Source organism: Paenibacillus sp. FSL P2-0322 (genome assembly GCF_037975315.1).
GTDB lineage: Bacteria > Bacillota > Bacilli > Paenibacillales > Paenibacillaceae > Paenibacillus > Paenibacillus polymyxa_B.
On the sequence record NZ_CP150243.1, the window covers coordinates 3,365,777 to 3,382,905 of the forward strand.

Annotated in this window: 13 protein-coding genes; all 13 read right to left on the bottom strand. The window is 48.1% G+C overall.

Annotated elements, in window-relative coordinates:
* Positions 1-54: 54 nt before the first annotated feature.
* The 13 genes from hflX to MKY24_RS14730 all read right to left on the bottom strand — a co-directional run bounded on the left by hflX (position 55) and on the right by MKY24_RS14730 (position 17,018).
* Entirely contained in the window at positions 55-1,341 is a 1,287-nt protein-coding gene (gene hflX, locus MKY24_RS14670) for a GTPase HflX (protein ID WP_264453672.1), read from the bottom strand.
* Between the two features lie 113 nt (positions 1,342-1,454).
* Complete coding sequence (locus tag MKY24_RS14675) at positions 1,455-2,438, bottom strand: AAA family ATPase (RefSeq protein WP_025718768.1); 984 nt, start codon at positions 2,436-2,438, stop codon at positions 1,455-1,457.
* Positions 2,439-2,553: 115 nt separating this feature from the next.
* Positions 2,554-3,249: a YdcF family protein gene (locus MKY24_RS14680; protein WP_339200253.1), complete on the bottom strand. Its 696-nt coding sequence runs from the start codon at positions 3,247-3,249 to the stop codon at positions 2,554-2,556.
* Positions 3,246-3,803 carry a DUF402 domain-containing protein gene (locus MKY24_RS14685; RefSeq protein ID WP_013310580.1) on the bottom strand — a complete coding sequence of 186 codons (558 nt, stop codon included), beginning with the start codon at positions 3,801-3,803 and terminating at the stop codon, positions 3,246-3,248. Before MKY24_RS14685 ends, MKY24_RS14680 begins: the two co-directional genes overlap by 4 nt.
* Positions 3,804-3,967: 164 nt before the next feature.
* Positions 3,968-6,628 (bottom strand): PBP1A family penicillin-binding protein, encoded by a 2,661-nt coding sequence (locus MKY24_RS14690; protein WP_339200254.1) that lies wholly within the window; start codon positions 6,626-6,628, stop codon positions 3,968-3,970.
* Positions 6,629-6,818: 190 nt separating this feature from the next.
* Positions 6,819-7,064 carry an RNA chaperone Hfq gene (gene hfq / locus MKY24_RS14695; protein ID WP_023989043.1) on the bottom strand — a complete coding sequence of 82 codons (246 nt, stop codon included), beginning with the start codon at positions 7,062-7,064 and terminating at the stop codon, positions 6,819-6,821.
* A 20-nt stretch (positions 7,065-7,084) separates the two neighbouring features.
* A complete protein-coding gene (gene miaA / locus MKY24_RS14700; protein ID WP_220025261.1) occupies positions 7,085-8,065 on the bottom strand; it encodes a tRNA (adenosine(37)-N6)-dimethylallyltransferase MiaA in 981 nt (326 codons plus the stop codon).
* Positions 8,049-8,900, bottom strand: coding sequence for a class I SAM-dependent methyltransferase (locus tag MKY24_RS14705; RefSeq protein WP_339200255.1), 852 nt, complete (start codon positions 8,898-8,900; stop codon positions 8,049-8,051). Before MKY24_RS14705 ends, miaA begins: the two co-directional genes overlap by 17 nt.
* A gap of 12 nt (positions 8,901-8,912) precedes the next feature.
* On the bottom strand, positions 8,913-11,087 hold the full coding sequence (gene mutL / locus MKY24_RS14710; protein ID WP_339200257.1) for a DNA mismatch repair endonuclease MutL: 2,175 nt from the start codon (positions 11,085-11,087) through the stop codon (positions 8,913-8,915).
* 63 nt (positions 11,088-11,150) lie between these two features.
* Entirely contained in the window at positions 11,151-13,970 is a 2,820-nt protein-coding gene (gene mutS, locus MKY24_RS14715; RefSeq protein WP_339200258.1) for a DNA mismatch repair protein MutS, read from the bottom strand.
* A 110-nt stretch (positions 13,971-14,080) separates the two neighbouring features.
* A complete protein-coding gene (locus MKY24_RS14720; RefSeq protein WP_339200259.1) occupies positions 14,081-15,316 on the bottom strand; it encodes a hypothetical protein in 1,236 nt (411 codons plus the stop codon).
* Between the two features lie 121 nt (positions 15,317-15,437).
* Entirely contained in the window at positions 15,438-15,995 is a 558-nt protein-coding gene (locus MKY24_RS14725; protein WP_013310588.1) for an outer spore coat protein CotE, read from the bottom strand.
* Between the two features lie 126 nt (positions 15,996-16,121).
* Positions 16,122-17,018, bottom strand: a complete 897-nt coding sequence (locus MKY24_RS14730) for a LysR family transcriptional regulator (protein WP_339202338.1) — start codon at positions 17,016-17,018, stop codon at positions 16,122-16,124.
* Positions 17,019-17,129 lie beyond the last annotated feature (111 nt).

Genomic DNA, 17,129 nt, shown 5'->3' on the forward strand with positions numbered 1-17,129 from the left:
TCACTTTGAACGATGAGCATTTTCATTTTATTGACCCAAAAACATCATTAGATGTTAACCTTCTGTGAACTCGCTAAGTGCATGACCGTACTTTTCGTACTCGCCTCTTTGAATCTCAACCTCATAAATGACATCATTGCCATCATACTCTGTCAGCAGTACATCTCCGATTCGATAAAGCACCGAGGTTAAATCTCCACGTTCCGCGGGAATGCGAAATCTCAGCGTATCCCCACTCAGATGCTCTTGAATCAGTTCACGAATGCGCAGCAAATCCCCTTCATCAAAAGCACTAATTTTCAAATAGCCCTCCCCAGAAGGAAGCATTTCCAGTTGCTCAGGGGTACAGGCATCTTTTTTGTTAAATAATACGATCTGAGGCTTGTCCGCAGCCCCTAGCTGCTGCAAGATCGTCTCTACAACTTTCATCTGTTCGTCTCGCATATCCGAGGAAGCGTCCACGACATGCAAAATGAGATGAGCCTCATTCGCCTCCTCCAAAGTAGCCCGGAAGGAAGCAACCAAATCATGAGGAAGATTTTGGATAAAACCAACTGTATCCGTAAGAATAATTTCTTTTCCACTCGGTAGCTCCATTGTTCTGGAGGTAGGATCCAGCGTCGCAAACAGTTGGTTCTCAATATATACATCGGCTGCTGTCAGTTGCTTCAACAGCGTCGATTTGCCCGCATTGGTATAGCCAACAAGTGCAACCTGAACAATACCGCTCTTTTGTCTGCGCTCCCTGTGCAAATACCGGTGACGAGTCACTTCCTCCAGTTGGCGTTTCAGATCACTGATTCGGTCACGAATATGACGACGGTCTGTCTCCAGCTTGCTTTCACCAGGACCACGTGTTCCGATTCCGCCACCGAGACGCGAGAGATTTTTGCCATGTCCAGACAAACGGGGGAGTAAATATGACAACTGCGCCAGTTCAACCTGAATAATACCTTCCCGTGTTTTTGCACGTTGAGCAAAAATGTCCAGAATCAACTGTGTCCGGTCAATAATTTTGAGATCCAGACTTTCTTCCAGATTCCGTACTTGGGCCCCCGAGAGCTCCTGATCAAAAATAGCTGTATTCGCTCCCAATTCTTCAGCAACTGCACGCAATTCCTCTACTTTTCCTTTGCCAATAAACCATTTTGAATCCTTGGCTTCCTTATTCTGTGTCAGGACGCTCAGTACTTCAACTCCCGCTGTCTCAGCCAATTTCACCAGCTCATCCAACGAGTATTCCGTATTGATGCCAGATCGTTTGACTTCATCCGTAATCAGACTGACCAGTACCGCCTTGTCCTGCATTTCAGTTTGTGTATCATGAGTGGAGTTCGCCATATTGTTTGCTCCTTTATTTTCATGTCAACTCTCGAACAGAGACCGACCTGATGTTCAGGCCGGCCCCCGTTCGATGTCATACCATTCGATGTGATTCAGATTCCTATTATCGCCTATCTTTTGTCCATTTTCAAATCCTCTGGACGCAGCGTCATCAATTCCTGCTTGCCGGGTTGCCCGCTCCGGTACTGATTGAGCAACCTGACAGCTTGGTGCCGAATCGCTTTTTCAATCACGTTACGAACATAGCGTGCATTACTAAATGCATGAAGACTGTCATTACGCTCGTTTAGCAAATGCTCCTTCATTTTAATTATGGACTGAGGCATGAGAATATAATCCCGCTCCTTGGCCATCATCTCGGAAATTTGGATAAGCTGATCTACAGTATAATCAGGAAAATCCAACTGGATTGGAAAGCGAGAAGGAAGACCAGGATTCGTTCGTAAAAAAAAGTCCATTTCTCCCGAGTATCCAGCGAGAATCAAAATAAATTGATTTTTTTGGTCTTCCATGGACTTTACCAAGGTATCAATCGCTTCTTTTCCAAAATCCTTTTCCCCTCCGCGTGCCAAACTGTAAGCCTCATCAATGAACAACACGCCGCCAAGAGATTTCTTTACCAGATCTCGCGTTTTCTGTGCAGTGTGCCCAATATACTCACCGACCAGATCAGCCCTCTCCACCTCAATCAGATGACCTTTGCTCAGTACCCCCATTTTTTGCAGCATTTTAGCGATAATGCGGGCTACTGTCGTTTTCCCCGTACCTGGATTTCCTTTGAAAATCATGTGATATACGTGTGCATTGCTCAACAATCCCGCATCCGTGCGCATATGGGCGATTTGCAAAAAGGCATATACCTCAAATACCAGGTCTTTGATGTTATCCAAGCCGACGAGATGATCGAGTTCTTTCTGAATTTCCTGATAAAGACTGAGATACTGCGGTAGCGCCTGTGACTTGGTTGAAGCCACTGCTTCCGTCTCGTCCACAGTCACCGAAGCTATCGGCTCCGGGCTACGCAGCACGACATTAATTTGTCTGGAAGGTCTCTCCTCCGACCGCTTGCCCGCGGCGATTCCCCGTCCGTTCATGCATCCATCACCTCAACATTTCTTCAGGCACAGCTTACCCTATTAATGTATTCGGCCTGGCATGTCCTTATTAGCATAAAAGCAACGGGAACGTGCACAAAGCCTTTTCTTAAATTCAGGCAACCCAAGTTTGAGCGCTGATCCACCACCGTTGCAGCGTCCATTTAGCGTATGCCAATACTTCTCTTGATTGATGAATTGGCATATTCAGCACTTTGGATTCCGTCAGAGCCATCTGAGGATGATCAAAATTCAAGAATTGAGCAATCTCCATCGCCCGAGGGCCATGATAGCTATGTGTAATGATCACGGTGGAGGTCCATCCATATTCCTTCATAATGCGCTGGCTATAGAGCAGATTTTCGTAAGTACTGGTCGCATGGTTTTCCAACACAATATGCTGTACAGAGACCCCTTTACCTACCAAATAGCGTTGCATGCCCTCAGCCTCCGTATACGGAAAATCTGGTTTATCCAGTCCCCCACTTACAATTAGACGCTGTACCGTCCCGTTGCGGTATAAGTGCAGGGCTTCTTCCAGCCTTTCCTTCAATCCAGGGCTGGGCTCAGCTCCCCACATAGAAGCACCTAGTACGATACCAATTTGCACTTGCTGGAGCGGAGTGGTAGAGGCAGCCGTATTCATGTTCCACACTCGGATACCTGCCCATACCAATCCGACCAAAATGAAAATCATCAAACAAAGTACAAGACGCTTGGATACCATAGATATTTTCTTAAGGCGACTCTGCCTGCTTTTCAACTCAGGACGTTTGGGTCCAGTGTCTTTAATCCACTGCAAAACTTTCACCGTTCTCTCTTGAAATCACCGTTGTGAAACCATTCTGCCCGGTGTTTCAGTGACATTTTAAAATAGGGGAACACGTGGGCATCTATCTGATGTAACACATCAGCCGCTGTACGGTTAGCCAATTCTGCCTCTTGCGTTGAGATATGCCCCCGTTGTAACGCCTCCTCCAATTCATCCTCATCCACTAGGAAGATTTCACCGTTTTTAAGCACCACAACATCTAAATACAAATCGTCAAACCAAGGGACTCCTTGATCGGTCACACCCTGATTTCGGCAGGTATCAATATACCATTCAACGATTTGCTCCCGATTATCAAACATAGCAGTCACCACGTAGTGCTCACCTTTTGGATAATATTGCAGCCAGGAATATCCTTTATCGGCTATGCAAAACGTATGACCACCGTAACTTTTCCATAACGGCTCCTTGAGACTCAAAATTGTATACAGGGTCACATATCCTGTAAACGCGTCACTTTCTACATACCGGCAAGCAAACTTGCGATTGGTGATTCTGCGCCAGTTGGCCCGGTCTCCGAATTTGCGCTTCATAAATGATGTTCCTCTCCAACATTGGTAAAACCAGCTTACCATATTTAAACTGTACACTCAAAAAGAACCCCTTTAAAACAGCAAAAAAGGTATTCTCAGACCAGTTCACGGACTGAGAATACCTTTGATTTGAAACAAATTCAACTTGCATAAAGCAATACTTGCTAATTCCGATTGTGACGTCCACGATTGGAGTTCGAATGACCGTTGGAATTGCCTTCTTGAGTCCCATCCGTTGTGACTTCAGTCGTAGATGCATCCGTGTTTTCTGGATTTACCATAGTATCTTCATCAGAAATACCTGCATCCGGTGTAGTAGTCTGACCATTTCCCTGATTAGTATCGTTTCCATTGCCGGAATTACCACTATTGTTACCTGTGCCTCCAGCACCATTCCCATTAGTATCCCCAGGAGATGCCGGAACCTGACCTAAGCCATTATTGTTATTGATACCGCCAGGAGTTGTATTTCCCTGATCTGTACCGTTTTGTCCGTCTGTAGCCCCGCCATTATCCGGTAAGGTTCCATTCTCGTTTGGATCAGTCCCTGGCTGTGGATCAACCGGAGTAGTCTCTGCCGGAATTTCCACACGGATCGTATTAGAAGCCTCGGATTCTTTACCATCCGCCCCATAAGCTACTACATAATATTCATACGTGTTTCCAGCTATAGGAGACGTGTCTTCACCACTCGTGCCCTTCATAGCCTCCATGATTGCCGCAAAGCCTGTATCGGAAGTCCCTTTGCGATACACGCGGTATTGTACATTATCCCCCGTAGCCGCAGTCCAAGATAACGATACAATTTGGGTGTCCTGACTATAAGACCCGCTCAGTCCGCTCGGAGCGGTAGCCTGAACCGGCTCTTCTGGCTTCTGCTCAACTGGTGGTTCATATCCCTTCGGCTCGCTGAATTGCGTAACCGGGTGTCCCTTGAGAGCTTCACCCATGACCCTTCCGAAAAAGGCTGCCGACTGCCCACTGTAGTTTCTCAGCATATGCTTGCTGTCCGGCTTGTCATAACCCATCCATACCGCTCCGGTATATTCCGGTGTATAACCGACAAACCAGATGTCCCGGTTACCACTGTTACCGCTAATCCCACTTTGGGTCGTACCCGTTTTACCAGCTACAGGCCAGTCAATACGTGCTTTGCGACCTGTACCGCTATTGACTACATTTTGCATCATTTGTGTCATTTCATAAGCCGTTTTTTCACTCATTACAGATTTAGTTTCCTCTTCATGAGTATAAACAACTTGATCATCACTATTGTTAATTTGCTTAATAGAATAAGCTTTTTGGAATTGTCCTTTATTAGCAAAAGCGCTGTACGCCTGCGCCATTTCAAGGGTATTCGTTCCTTTGCTTAATCCACCCAATGCGATAGCAAGTGAGTGATCATTTTTGTCCATCGGAATTCCTACGCTCTCGGCAAATTGAACCCCTTTTTCCACACCGATTTGATTCAGCAACCATACAGGCGGAATATTTTCAGATTTCGTAATGGCGTCGAGCATGCTGATGGTCGACGAGTAACCATGCAAGTTTTTCGGACTGTATCCGTTAAAACTCTGGCGTTCGTTACTCAAAGGGGTATCCATCGTAAACTTACCGGATTCAAGAGCTGGCGCATAGGCTACAATCGGCTTAAAGGCCGATCCTGGCTGTCTGCGGCTCTGTGTCGCACGATTGAAGGTTCCCTTTTTGTAATCCCGTCCGGGTGCCATCGCGGCAATTCCACCTGTCTGGTTGTTAATAATGACCATCGAGGCTTGAACAGGCTGATCGTCCGGACTTTTTTCGAACATGTCATCATCTGCCATCGCCTGATCCAGCGCATTTTGAGCCTGGGCATCCATTGTGGTATGAATTTTATAACCACCAATAATCAGATCATTACCGCTAACTCCTGGCAACGCATCCTCTGCCTCATCCATGACGTATTCCATAAAATTTTGATACTTTTGAACTTTTTCCGGCTGTTTGTAATCGTAATTTACAGCCTTGGCCTCTTCCATCTCCTGCTTTCCAATCATTCCCTGCTCAAACATCAGCTGGAGAACCACAGCACGCCGGGCCTTTGAGTTTTCTGGGTTACTAATCGGATTATACTTGGATGGCCCTTTTGGAATAGCTGCCAGTGTAGCGACCTGCCACAATTTTAATTTATTCAAATCCGTTTGCCCAAAATAGCCTTCCGACGCTGCCTTAATTCCAGAATACGAGCGTCCAAACCAAATCCGGTTCAGGTAGAGTGTAATAATTTCATCTTTAGTCAAATTCCGCTCCAGCGCCATTGCGATGGATACCTCTGTCGCTTTACGGAAAAAGGTTTTGTCACGTGTCAAAAACAAGTTTTTGGCCAGCTGCTGAGTCAGCGTACTGCCACCCTCCACTGCCGAACGGGCCACGATATCCTTAACGGCTGCCCGGCCGATAGACCAAATATCAACCCCTTGATGCTCCATAAAACGCTTATCCTCGGTTGCGATAAATGCTTTTTTGAGCAGCGGTGGAATTTCTTCACTTTTGACAGGATCGCTTTTTTGCACAGACAACTCACCCATGAGCACACCGTTGCGGTCATAAACCTTCGATGTCTCGTTCACTGTAATTTTGTCCTTGTTGGCTTTGTAAATTTTTTCGCCATTAACCATGACAAATAAGTATCCACCAAGTGCGCAAAATATGGCTAACGCCGCTGTAATAAATAGCGTCCACCCCACTCGCTTACCTGTTATTTTCTTTTTCTTGCCCTTCGGCTTCTCTTTAGATGTGTTTCTATTGCGATTGCCGGATCTGGACAATGAATCGTTTGGCATTCCCCTGACTCCCTTTCGCGAATAATCATATGATACCTAACATAAGCTTAAAGCTTGCTGTCGGCAGCATGAAAGTAAACGGAATGAAAAGAACAACCCTGATCAGGTTGCTCCCGGTCACATTCCTATACAGTTAGACGAGACGGGCGCCTGAAAAGTTTCATGAACCCGGGCGACCGTCAAGCCGTAATCAGTTATCGCTAGCGTTATCCTGTTGCTGTACAAGCGATACATTGCGTTGCGGTGTAAAGGTGGAGATGGCATGCTTGTAAATCAGCTGTTGCTTTCCATCCGAGTCGATAACAATCGTAAAATTGTCAAATGCTTTAATCGTCCCTCGCACCTGAAATCCATTGATGAGGTATACCGTTACAGGTATAGAATCCTTGCGCAATTGATTCAGAAACGTATCTTGGATATTAATGGACTTGTTCATTTTAGCCGTACCCCCAATAATCATTTGGATTGTTTTGAAGTATATTCAAGGTCTGTCCGGAACTTTCCTGCTATAATTTCGTGTATTCGGGCTGCATGAGCAGAAAAATTTCCGAAATCAGTGACATCTACCCACTGGATATCCTTCATATGGCGAAACCACGAGAGCTGTCGCTTCGCAAAATGACGCGTATCCCGTTTTAGCCAAGTCACCGCCTCTTCCAAAGACACTTCTCCCCGCAGGTAGGAGGATATCTCTTTATAGCCTAGACCTTGCATGGAGATGGCATCGCTTCGCACTCCCCGTTCCATTAAGGAGGTTACCTCAGCAACAAGCCCTTGATCGAGCATCCCGTCAATTCGGTCTTCAATACGTTTATATAGCATTTGCCTATCCATTGTCAAACCTACAATGCAGAGTTGGTAGGGAGATTCCTTTTTTTGACTGGCAAGTTGAGAGCTAAGTGTCGTTCCGCTAACATGGTAAATTTCCAGTGCCCGAACGACACGACGACGATCATTAGGATGCAAACGAAGTGCACTTTCGGGATCAACCGCCTGTAGTCGCGCATGAAGCGCCTCAGCTCCAAACTGTTCGGCATAGTCAAGCTGTTCCTGACGAAAAGCTTCGTCAGCCCCTACCTCGGAAAACTGGTATTCATAGCAGACTGATTCTACATATAAACCTGTTCCGCCTACGATAAACGGTAGCTTTCCTCTAGATTGAATATCAGGTATGAGACGACGACAGTCTTCCTGAAATTGGGCTACTGAATATGGGTATTCAGGCTCATGAATATCAATTAAATGGTGCTTGATTCCTTCCATTTCCTGTTCGGAAATTTTGGCGGTTCCAACGTCCATATGACGGTATACCTGCATGGAATCCCCGGAAATAATTTCTGCGTCAAATTGTCGAGCCATCTCGATGCTTAGTTTCGTCTTGCCAACCGCAGTCGGGCCAACAAGAACAAGTAGTTTAGGCTTAGGTGCCACTGTCAATATCAATCACTCCGTACACTGTTTTCGTTGTGCCCCGCTGCTCCACACGGAAGCCGAGACGGGCAAATTCCCCGCTACCCCGTTTTTCTTTTAATACAATTGTTTTTCGTGCAATCCGTTTCGCATGAATAATACTTTCCTCACTCAACGCGTCTGGGTTAGCCAACCCTCTCAATGGACCGATTGCGCTGGAATCGAGCAACGGATCACGGAACATGGGGTCAAAATAAATAATATCTATACTGCGATCCGGCAAACTACACAAATAGTCCAAATGATGACCAAAACGAACGTCAATGTTGGAAAAGGCCTGATCTACTTCAGCGTTGCCGGAACGGTAATGCCTCATTCCATCCTTGATTAAAGCATAGACGGGGAAAGAACTCTCCACAGCCGTGACTTGTCCAGAGCTTCCCGTTCCAATTGAAAATAGAAGAGAATCCGTACCAAGTCCTGCGGTGCAATCCAGCACAGTATCACCCGGGACGATCCGGGCAGCCGTCAACATCGGGTCAGGTTCACCCTTTAATACTCGTTTGGCGCGAATGAAGCCCATACTCGGGTGAAAAACCATCGGTGATTGTTCTGGACTAATCAGCCTCACTCCGCCCTGCACCAGAACCAACGCTTGACGGACTCTGTGAGCCGCAATTAGCTTAGCTACCGATATGCCACGACGAGGGGCATACAGCACCCCTAACTCGGCTGCAAGCAGCTTCGCTCGCTCCATAACCTCTGCCGAGGGGGAATCCCCTGTCGTGACCAGTAATTCGACTTGCTTCTCCCGTAGCCTCGACCGCTCTTCTTCTTCACGGTTTTCCCGATCCTGCAACATATATATACTCCCTTACATTACTCTTTTAAACAGCTTCTCTAAATCATATGTGGAAAAGGAAACCACAATAGGTCGCCCATGAGGGCAAGTATATGGTTGTTTGCATGCTGCCAAACGCTCTAGCAGCACGATAGCCTGTCGGTCAGTCAGCTTCTGGTTTGCTTTAATCGAAGCCCGGCAGGAGCACATGATTGAGGCTGCTTCCCGCAGCTTAGCAAGATCAATGGCTCTTTCCTCCAGCACCCATCCGGCCATTTCCTCAATGACATCCGCTTCTTCCCCTTGGGGAAGCCAGTACGGGTAAGAGCTGACACGGAAGGTTTGACCGCCAAAATGCTCCAAATACACCCCCGCCTGTTCAAACCAGTGCAGCCTTGTTTTCAACTTTTCCGTCTCGGAAGGCGTAAAATCCAGTGTAATTGGCAGTAGCAGTTCCTGCGATACTGACGCAGGATTGCCGAATTTTTCATAATAAAATTCATAATTCACCCGTTCATGCGCGGCATGTTGATCAATTAAATACAAGCCCTGGTCGTTCTGCGCAATCAGATATGTCCCATGGTGCTGACCGATTAAATTCAGTTCAGGAAAAGTGGGCAACTCTGGAGCTTCTCCCGACACCGCTGCCAATTGCTCGGCATCTAGGCGTTGCTGGCGCGGCTTCTGATCCGCGAAATGACGGGAATCCGTAGCGTGTCCCGCAATCGGCGGCATAGAAGATGGGTAAGCAGCAGAAGCAGCCGTTTCCTGTATCCCTCCACTGTATAAGGAAGATGTGCCTATTGCGGCACTATCTCCTTCGGACGACTGTACAGTCGCTCCATCAGGGAGCGGCACGTCCCCTCCAACTTCACTCCCGCTGTTTTCTTCTACAAAATCTGCATCCAGTTCATCATCACTAATACTTTTACCTGAAAGGTTGTTTGCCCGTCCAATGACTGAGAGGCTATCCCTGCTCGGACGTTGCTCACGCTCCTGGCTACCTCTGTTATTCTCTTCGTTTCTGTTCAAGTAATTGGATTGGCGCGGTACCTGGCTCTCCGGCGAAGTCACGGAAAGTGGCAGTGCTCCCCCCCGGTCTTTGCCGGAAGGAGCATCCCCTTCCGCACCATTTCCCTTCGAGAAGTGAAACTGCTCCTGCACAAACGAGCCACTGTCCTTGCCACCGATCTCGCGCTTGACTGCCTTCGGAATCAGCACTTGCTGCCCTAAAACAGCTTTTACCGAATCTTCAACCAGCTGAAACAGTTCAGCTTCTTTGCTGAACCTTACCTCCAGCTTGGCAGGATGAACGTTAACATCCACCAAAGAAGGATGCATTTCCAGTTGGATCACAGCCAGCGGAAAACGATTGATCGGCAACAAGGTATGATACGCCTTGAGCAACGCCTGATTGAGCCCGTAGCTTCGCACAAAACGTCCATTCACTACCGTCGAGATCGCATTTCGATTTGATCTCGTCCACTCTGGACGGCTGACATAGCCGCTAATTCGATAATCGAGGCTCTCTCCTTCCAGCAGCAGCATGGATTTCGCCGCAGAAGTTCCGTAAATAGCAGCAATCACCTGCAGCAAATCACCATTACCCAGCGTTTGCAGCAATGTATTGCCATTATGCCGCAATGTGAAGGCTACTTCTGGATGCGAAAGCGCCATTCGATACAATACATCCGAAATGTGTCCCAGCTCGGTCTGGATTGTTTTCATATATTTCAGCCGTGCAGGTGTATTATAAAACAGCTCCCGTACGGTAAAATCCGTCCCTTGTCTACTAGCAGCATCCTCGTGAAGCAACAGCTTACCGCCCTCAATCACTAATTTACGGGCACGTCCGTCATCTCCGGCTGCTGTAAGCAACTCTACTTTCGATACAGCCGCAATACTTGGCAACGCCTCTCCTCGGAAGCCGAGACTTGTGATCTGAAACAGGTCGCGACCATGTCCAATTTTGCTTGTCGCGTGCCGATAGAATGCCGTCTCCACATCTTCAGGCTCAATGCCACTTCCATTATCCGTCACCCGGATACTTTGCAGGCCGCCCTCTTCTACCCATACGTCCACCCGCGTACCGCCTGCATCAATCGCATTTTCCACCAGCTCCTTCACGACGGAGGCTGGACGTTCTACGACCTCACCGGCAGCAATCTGGTTCGCAATATGTTCATCCAGTACCCGAATTTTAGACATCCTTTTAACCTCCTCCTGACTTCAAAGTGTGATGAAAAATAAGAATAATGTCACTTATTTTAACTACAGGCCATTGGCCTTGTTTTTAAGATCATTTAATAGCTGCATTGCCTGTAAAGGAGTCATATTCATGACATCAGCATTTTTCACCTTGCGCAAAATTTGGCGCACAATCGGATTAGCCTCTACTGTCTCTGCGTGTGGCTTGGAGGCGGCAAGCTCCTGCTCTCCGAAAATGGACAGCTGTACCACTTCGGTTGCTCCTTGCTCCAACGTGCTGAAAGTTTCCACCGTCTGCAGAGTATCTTCTTTTACCAGGGTGGCCTGCTGTGATAAAGACTGAGCTGATGATGCAGTTTCTCCGCTTTCTCGCAATGTCTGGCCTGAATTATATTCGGTCAAAGAAGAAATATCTTCTGTCCCTGAAACTGTACGAAGATCAGTCCCTTCCTTCCCTCCTACTACTGTCTCGGTACCTGCCGTTACTTGAGCCGCTGCCTGTTCAAAACCATTCAGCAGTCCATTCGCTCGCTCAATAATGTTATTGGGCAAACCTGCAAGCCGAGCACAATAAATACCATAGCTACTGCTAGCCGCTCCCGGTATGAGCTTGCGCAAGAAATTCACCTTGTCGCCGCTTTCCTGCACAGCCATAGAGTAATTTCGCAGCGAAGACAGGCCTTGCTCCAAATGCGCCAGCTCATGGAAATGCGTGGATACCAGTGCCTTACAGCCGATCGTGTCATGGACAAATTCGATGACTGCCTGTGCAATTGCCATTCCTTCACTGGTGGACGTACCTCGTCCCAGTTCATCAATAATGATCAAGCTTCGCGGAGTTGCCTTGTCCGTCATTACTTGGATATCTGCCATTTCGACCATAAACGTACTCTGCCCGCCGATGAGATCATCCGCCGCGCCGATCCGTGTGAAAATGCGATCCAGCATTGGCACCTTGGCACGTGCAGCAGGGACAAAGCAGCCAATTTGAGCCATAATTGCAATAAGTGCAACCTGACGCATATACGTACTTTTCCCAGCCATGTTCGGCCCAGTGATAAGTAGAATATGCGCATCGGCTTCCTCCAACACCGTGCTGTTTGCGATAAAACCGCCATCTTTCATTACGGCTTCCACCACGGGATGGCGCCCCTGCTCGACTACGAAATCATATCCTGTAGTCAGCTCAGGTTTCACAAATCCCCGTTCCGAGCTAACCGAAGCCAGCGACTGATACACGTCAATTTCAGCAACTTGTTCTGCCAGCTTTTGCAAACGTGGAATTTCAGCGTTCAGTTTACTGCGAAGCTCGGTGAAAAGCGTGTACTCCAGATCAACCATTTTATCCTCGGCTTCCAGAATTAGAGATTCCTTTTCCTTCAACTCCGGTGTAATATACCGTTCCGCATTCGCTAGCGTCTGTTTGCGTTCATATCGACCTTCTGGTAATGAAGCCAAATTGGATTTGGTCACTTCGATATAATAACCAAATACTTTGTTGTATCCAATCTTAAGTGACCGAATGCCGGTTGCTGCACGTTCCTTGGCCTCTAGCTCAGCGATCCAACGCTTACCGTTCACACTCGCCTCGCGCAGTTCGTCCAGACGCTGATGGTAGCCTTCCTTAATAAGACCTCCATCCCTTACGGAAATCGGCGGTTCATCCGCCACCGCTTCCTCAATCAACGCACACAGGTCTGTACAGCTATCCAGCATTTGTGCAATTCGTCTCAGCGTCTTCGAAGGAGATTCAGCGCACAATTCGCGTAAAGACGGAATTCGGGCCAGCGACAGCTTGAGGGCGATCAGATCACGTGCATTAGCACTGCCAAAGGCGATCCGTCCAACCAGACGCTCCAGATCATAAATCTCTTTAAGCTGAGCACGTACATCCTCTCGGAAAATAAACTGGTGATATAGCTTGTCCACCGCCTCCAAGCGCTCCTCAATAAGACTGCTGCTCAACAACGGCTTGTCAATCCAACGACGCAACAGACGCGCTCCCATGGATGTCTCTGTGCGATCCAACAGCCACAGCAGCGAGCCTTTCTTGGAGCGTTCACGTACCGTCTCCACCAGTTCCAGATTCCGGCGGGTAAATGGATCCAGAATCATAAAATGGTTTGGCTCATATACCGAGATTTGGGTCAATTGGCCTAACGATCTTTTTTGCGTTTCATTCAAATAGGAAATCAGGCGCGATACGCACCGTCTACGTTCCTCCGTAAGCCTTGCCCATGTGGCTTCGCCAAATTGATCCCGAACCAGATCATCCTTGGATTTGTCCCAAGCCGTATACACAACGCGCCGTCCAACGGGGGACATACGGGATGTCACAAAATCGAGCAGATGACCATCCCCCAACATTTCGGAAGGCTCATAAATGTTAATTTCATCTAGTAGCCATTCTTTCGAATCAGGCACAGAGGTCACATACAATTCACCTGTTGACAAGTCGCACGCCGCAAGTGCCAGCATCCCGTCCGTCTCTGTGACACATACCATGTAGTTGTTGGATTTGTCGCCCAGCACCTTGCCTTCCATTACCGTACCCGGGGTCACAACGCGGACAATATCCCGCCGCACCATCCCCTTCGTAGCTGAGGCTTCCTCCATTTGCTCACATATAGCCACTTTATAACCCTTCTCAATGAGGCGCTGTATGTAATTTTCCGCTGAATGATAAGGCACGCCGCACATCGGAATTTTTTCCGTGGCGCCACCCTCACGACCCGTAAGTGTAATTTCCAGCTCCTTGGATGCAAGAATTGCATCATCGAAAAACATCTCGTAAAAATCTCCCAGACGGAAAAATAAAAATGCATCTTTAGCCTGCTCTTTTATGGATAAATACTGCTCAATCATCGGTGTATATTTGGACATACCGTTTACTAACCCCCACACTTTGTTCCGTTTAAACTTATAATTATCTCTCATTATATCAAAAATGACAGTCGATAACATGAAACCATTCCTGGTGTCGACACTTGATTTTACGTAAGCTTCCAATACGGGCGCAAATCCCGTGATTCATCCCACTGTTTCCCCTTGCGGAGGCTGTCCAGCAATGGCGCTACATAAGCTTCATATTGCGAGTATATTTCCAGTGAAACCATGTCCAAAATTAGAGGTTCCATATACTCCTTAAGGACAAGTTGATTTCCTTCATAAAAGGCTCTGTGAGCCTCCTCCTCACCCAGCGGCCTACGTTGCAAACGCGGATATTGAGAGGCAATGAGAAACGCCATTCCAATCACACCTTTCGCCAGCTGTGGCGAGATAAGAAAACTGGGCAGTGTACGATATTCAAAGCCTCCATACGACTGACGGCGAAAATCACCTAAATTGCCATAATGCGGTCTGCGCCGAGCCGCACGCTTGTCTTCCAGTAGCGCTAAAGGCAGTGCCAAATAGTTATCCAGTGCCCGTAGCAAGGCACCGTTTAGCGAAACCCCGCTGAAATGCAGATGTCCGCCCAGCGGAAAACCCGGTTGCGGCATCCCCCCTGCCTGCCAGATGAGTGTGCGGTCGGCAATGCGCCGGGCTGCTGTTGCAAAAGCTTGACGCAGGTGCTTCAGCAGATGGGCCGGATCTCCACTCGGCGCAGGGCGAAGCTCAGCGACTGGATACAGTGTTCGTCCTCGACGAGTAACAGCATCGCAGCCGGCTATGCCGAGACGACCCAAATATCTTGAGGCCGGAACGACCCGTCCCTCGGGCATACGAACCAGCACAAATTCAGGGTCCATTCCGATGAGCAGTCGATCTCTCCCTCGTTGCGCTGAAAGATTCTCACCCTCAACATCCCCTTCGCGCGCAGCAATTTCATATAGCGTGGCCAAACGTCTATCGTTCAGCCATGGCTGTGCTGAGATTTCGCGCACCTGACAGTTGCGCTCCCCCAGCGGCGTCAGTACCACCTCACCACTGTCCAAACCCAGGGTGTACAACGCACGTACAGCCAGCCGCTCCATCCGGACATAGAGCGGTGAGTGTTGATCCAGTTCAGACAGATCGTATGCGCGGACTTTGGATGGGCCTTCGATGGCACGTCTACGAATTTCCAACACTCGCAGTTGATGGATTTGCACCGCGTAGCCTATCGCAAAATCTGCTATACTGCTATCCATCCACTGCACCGCTATGCCTGAACGCTCCAGTCTACGCTTTTTTTCATCATTTGGCATCTGTCTGAAGCGTATGAGCGACTGTCCCGGCTGCTGCATCATATTCCCCCCTACGGACTACGTACGGATTTCAACCCACAATAACAAAAAAGGAGGGCCTTTGCCCCCTGCGCAGAATCAGCCGGCGCAAAGAGTAAAGCGGCCCTCTTTTTGGTTACTTCTGTCAGAGCTCGTCGTCAATGAGGTCGGGGTCGAGCTCCTCATAGTCCCCCTCTTCCGCTCCAAAATCAAAGTCTTTGTCAAAATCATCGCTGCTACCATTCGGGAATACTTCTACAACAATCTTCGTTTCCGCCACCAGCTCCACCGCAAATTCCCGCTCGACCCGGATCATTACGCTGCCACCTCCAGAAGACACACTGGCCTCGACGCAACTCGGCTCCTGTGTAGCTTCGGCGGATACTTCCACTGTAGACGCCCGGTGCTTCGGATCAAGATACGAGAGCGGCACATTTTCCACGTACGACACCGTTTCCTTGGCCACATCGGTCTGCGAGTTTTTATCGTATGAGTACCAAATATTGATATCATACGTCCCGACGACCTCAATGCCGTCCCCCGCCGCCACAGCTTCATACTGGTGGTTAATAATCCATGCCCCTAAAATGCTCGTCGGATTATTCGGCGGAGTTACGGTATGGGTTACGGTAGAGAATCTGCGACCTTTACCACAGATCGCTTTGGTAATAATCTCTCTACGATTTTTATGACTTAATGCCATTCTTGAACCTCCTCCATACAATCAATCATTCCATACATATGTATGCAGGTTGTGGGCGAATGTTGAGTGAATAGGCGAAAAGGAAAAAATATTATTTGTATAAGCATATGCCGCGATGGCTTGAACTCATGCACGCCAATGTGTTACATGCTGCTCAACGATCTGTAAAAATTCACTAAGAGCCGGGGATTTCCACTTTTTCGTGTGATAGGCGACCTGAGTAGCCACCTGCTGTTCACTGTCATCCCAGGTTAAACGCGCCATTTTACCTTCTCGCAGCTCGTTTTGTACCGTTACCAGCGGAAGCAGCGCGATACCCAATCCAGCCATGACACACTGCTTGATGGCTTCAATACTCCAAAATTCCAGGCTAGGGTCTGAAAAAATACCGTGTTTATTCAAATACTGCTCAAAAAGGATACGGTACGTACATCCTGCCTCCGTATGCAAAATGGTTTCGTCCTTCAAGTCAGCAGGATCTACCCGGGTATAGGTAACCAGCGAATGCTTAAGTGGAGCAACCAAGGCCATCGGCTCATGAATAAGCGTGGTGACATTCAGTTCTCTATCCTCCGTCTCAGGCTGAAGCAAAAAAGCCAAATCCAGCTCACCGGAGCGGATCAAATCGCGTAATTCCCAGCATTCACCGGGTTTAAGGACAATTTTAACCTTCGGATACCGTTCTCTGTACTCACGGATCAGACTCGGTAGACGAAAAGCGGCCAGAGACTCTGGTGCTCCTATTTTCAGCGTGCCTGCCAATTCCGTTTCTGAACGAAGCGCATCCTTGGCCATAGCATGCATCTTGGAAATTTCCTGCGCATAGGGCAGCAAACGTCGTCCAGCATCCGTCAGCATGATTTTTTTGCCAATGCGATCAAAAAGCGGCGTACCCAACTCTGCCTCCAGCGTTTGAATTTGAGCAGTGATACTCGACTGTGCATAATCCAGTATACGCGCTGCTCGCGTAAAACTGCCTGCCTCAACTACATTTAAAAAGGTAAACAAATGCCGCGATTCCATAATCCGCTCCTTCAATCGGTTTTTCCGATGCAAGCAATCGTTATATTCCGTTTTTCCGATAGATTGATTATCTGATAAGCTGGAGAAAATAACAAGAGAAAGAAGGCTTTT

Coding starts and splice junctions, on each gene's coding strand:
- MKY24_RS14705 (WP_339200255.1), bottom strand. CDS start 8,900: ATGTTGCAGGATCGGGAAAACCGTGAAGAAGAAGAGCGGTCGAGGCTA.
- MKY24_RS14690 (WP_339200254.1), bottom strand. CDS start 6,628: ATGCCAAACGATTCATTGTCCAGATCCGGCAATCGCAATAGAAACACA.
- MKY24_RS14730 (WP_339202338.1), bottom strand. CDS start 17,018: ATGGAATCGCGGCATTTGTTTACCTTTTTAAATGTAGTTGAGGCAGGC.
- hflX (WP_264453672.1), bottom strand. CDS start 1,341: ATGGCGAACTCCACTCATGATACACAAACTGAAATGCAGGACAAGGCG.
- MKY24_RS14685 (WP_013310580.1), bottom strand. CDS start 3,803: ATGAAGCGCAAATTCGGAGACCGGGCCAACTGGCGCAGAATCACCAAT.
- MKY24_RS14675 (WP_025718768.1), bottom strand. CDS start 2,438: ATGAACGGACGGGGAATCGCCGCGGGCAAGCGGTCGGAGGAGAGACCT.
- mutL (WP_339200257.1), bottom strand. CDS start 11,087: ATGTCTAAAATTCGGGTACTGGATGAACATATTGCGAACCAGATTGCT.
- mutS (WP_339200258.1), bottom strand. CDS start 13,970: ATGTCCAAATATACACCGATGATTGAGCAGTATTTATCCATAAAAGAG.
- MKY24_RS14725 (WP_013310588.1), bottom strand. CDS start 15,995: ATGGCATTAAGTCATAAAAATCGTAGAGAGATTATTACCAAAGCGATC.
- hfq (WP_023989043.1), bottom strand. CDS start 7,064: ATGAACAAGTCCATTAATATCCAAGATACGTTTCTGAATCAATTGCGC.
- MKY24_RS14720 (WP_339200259.1), bottom strand. CDS start 15,316: ATGATGCAGCAGCCGGGACAGTCGCTCATACGCTTCAGACAGATGCCA.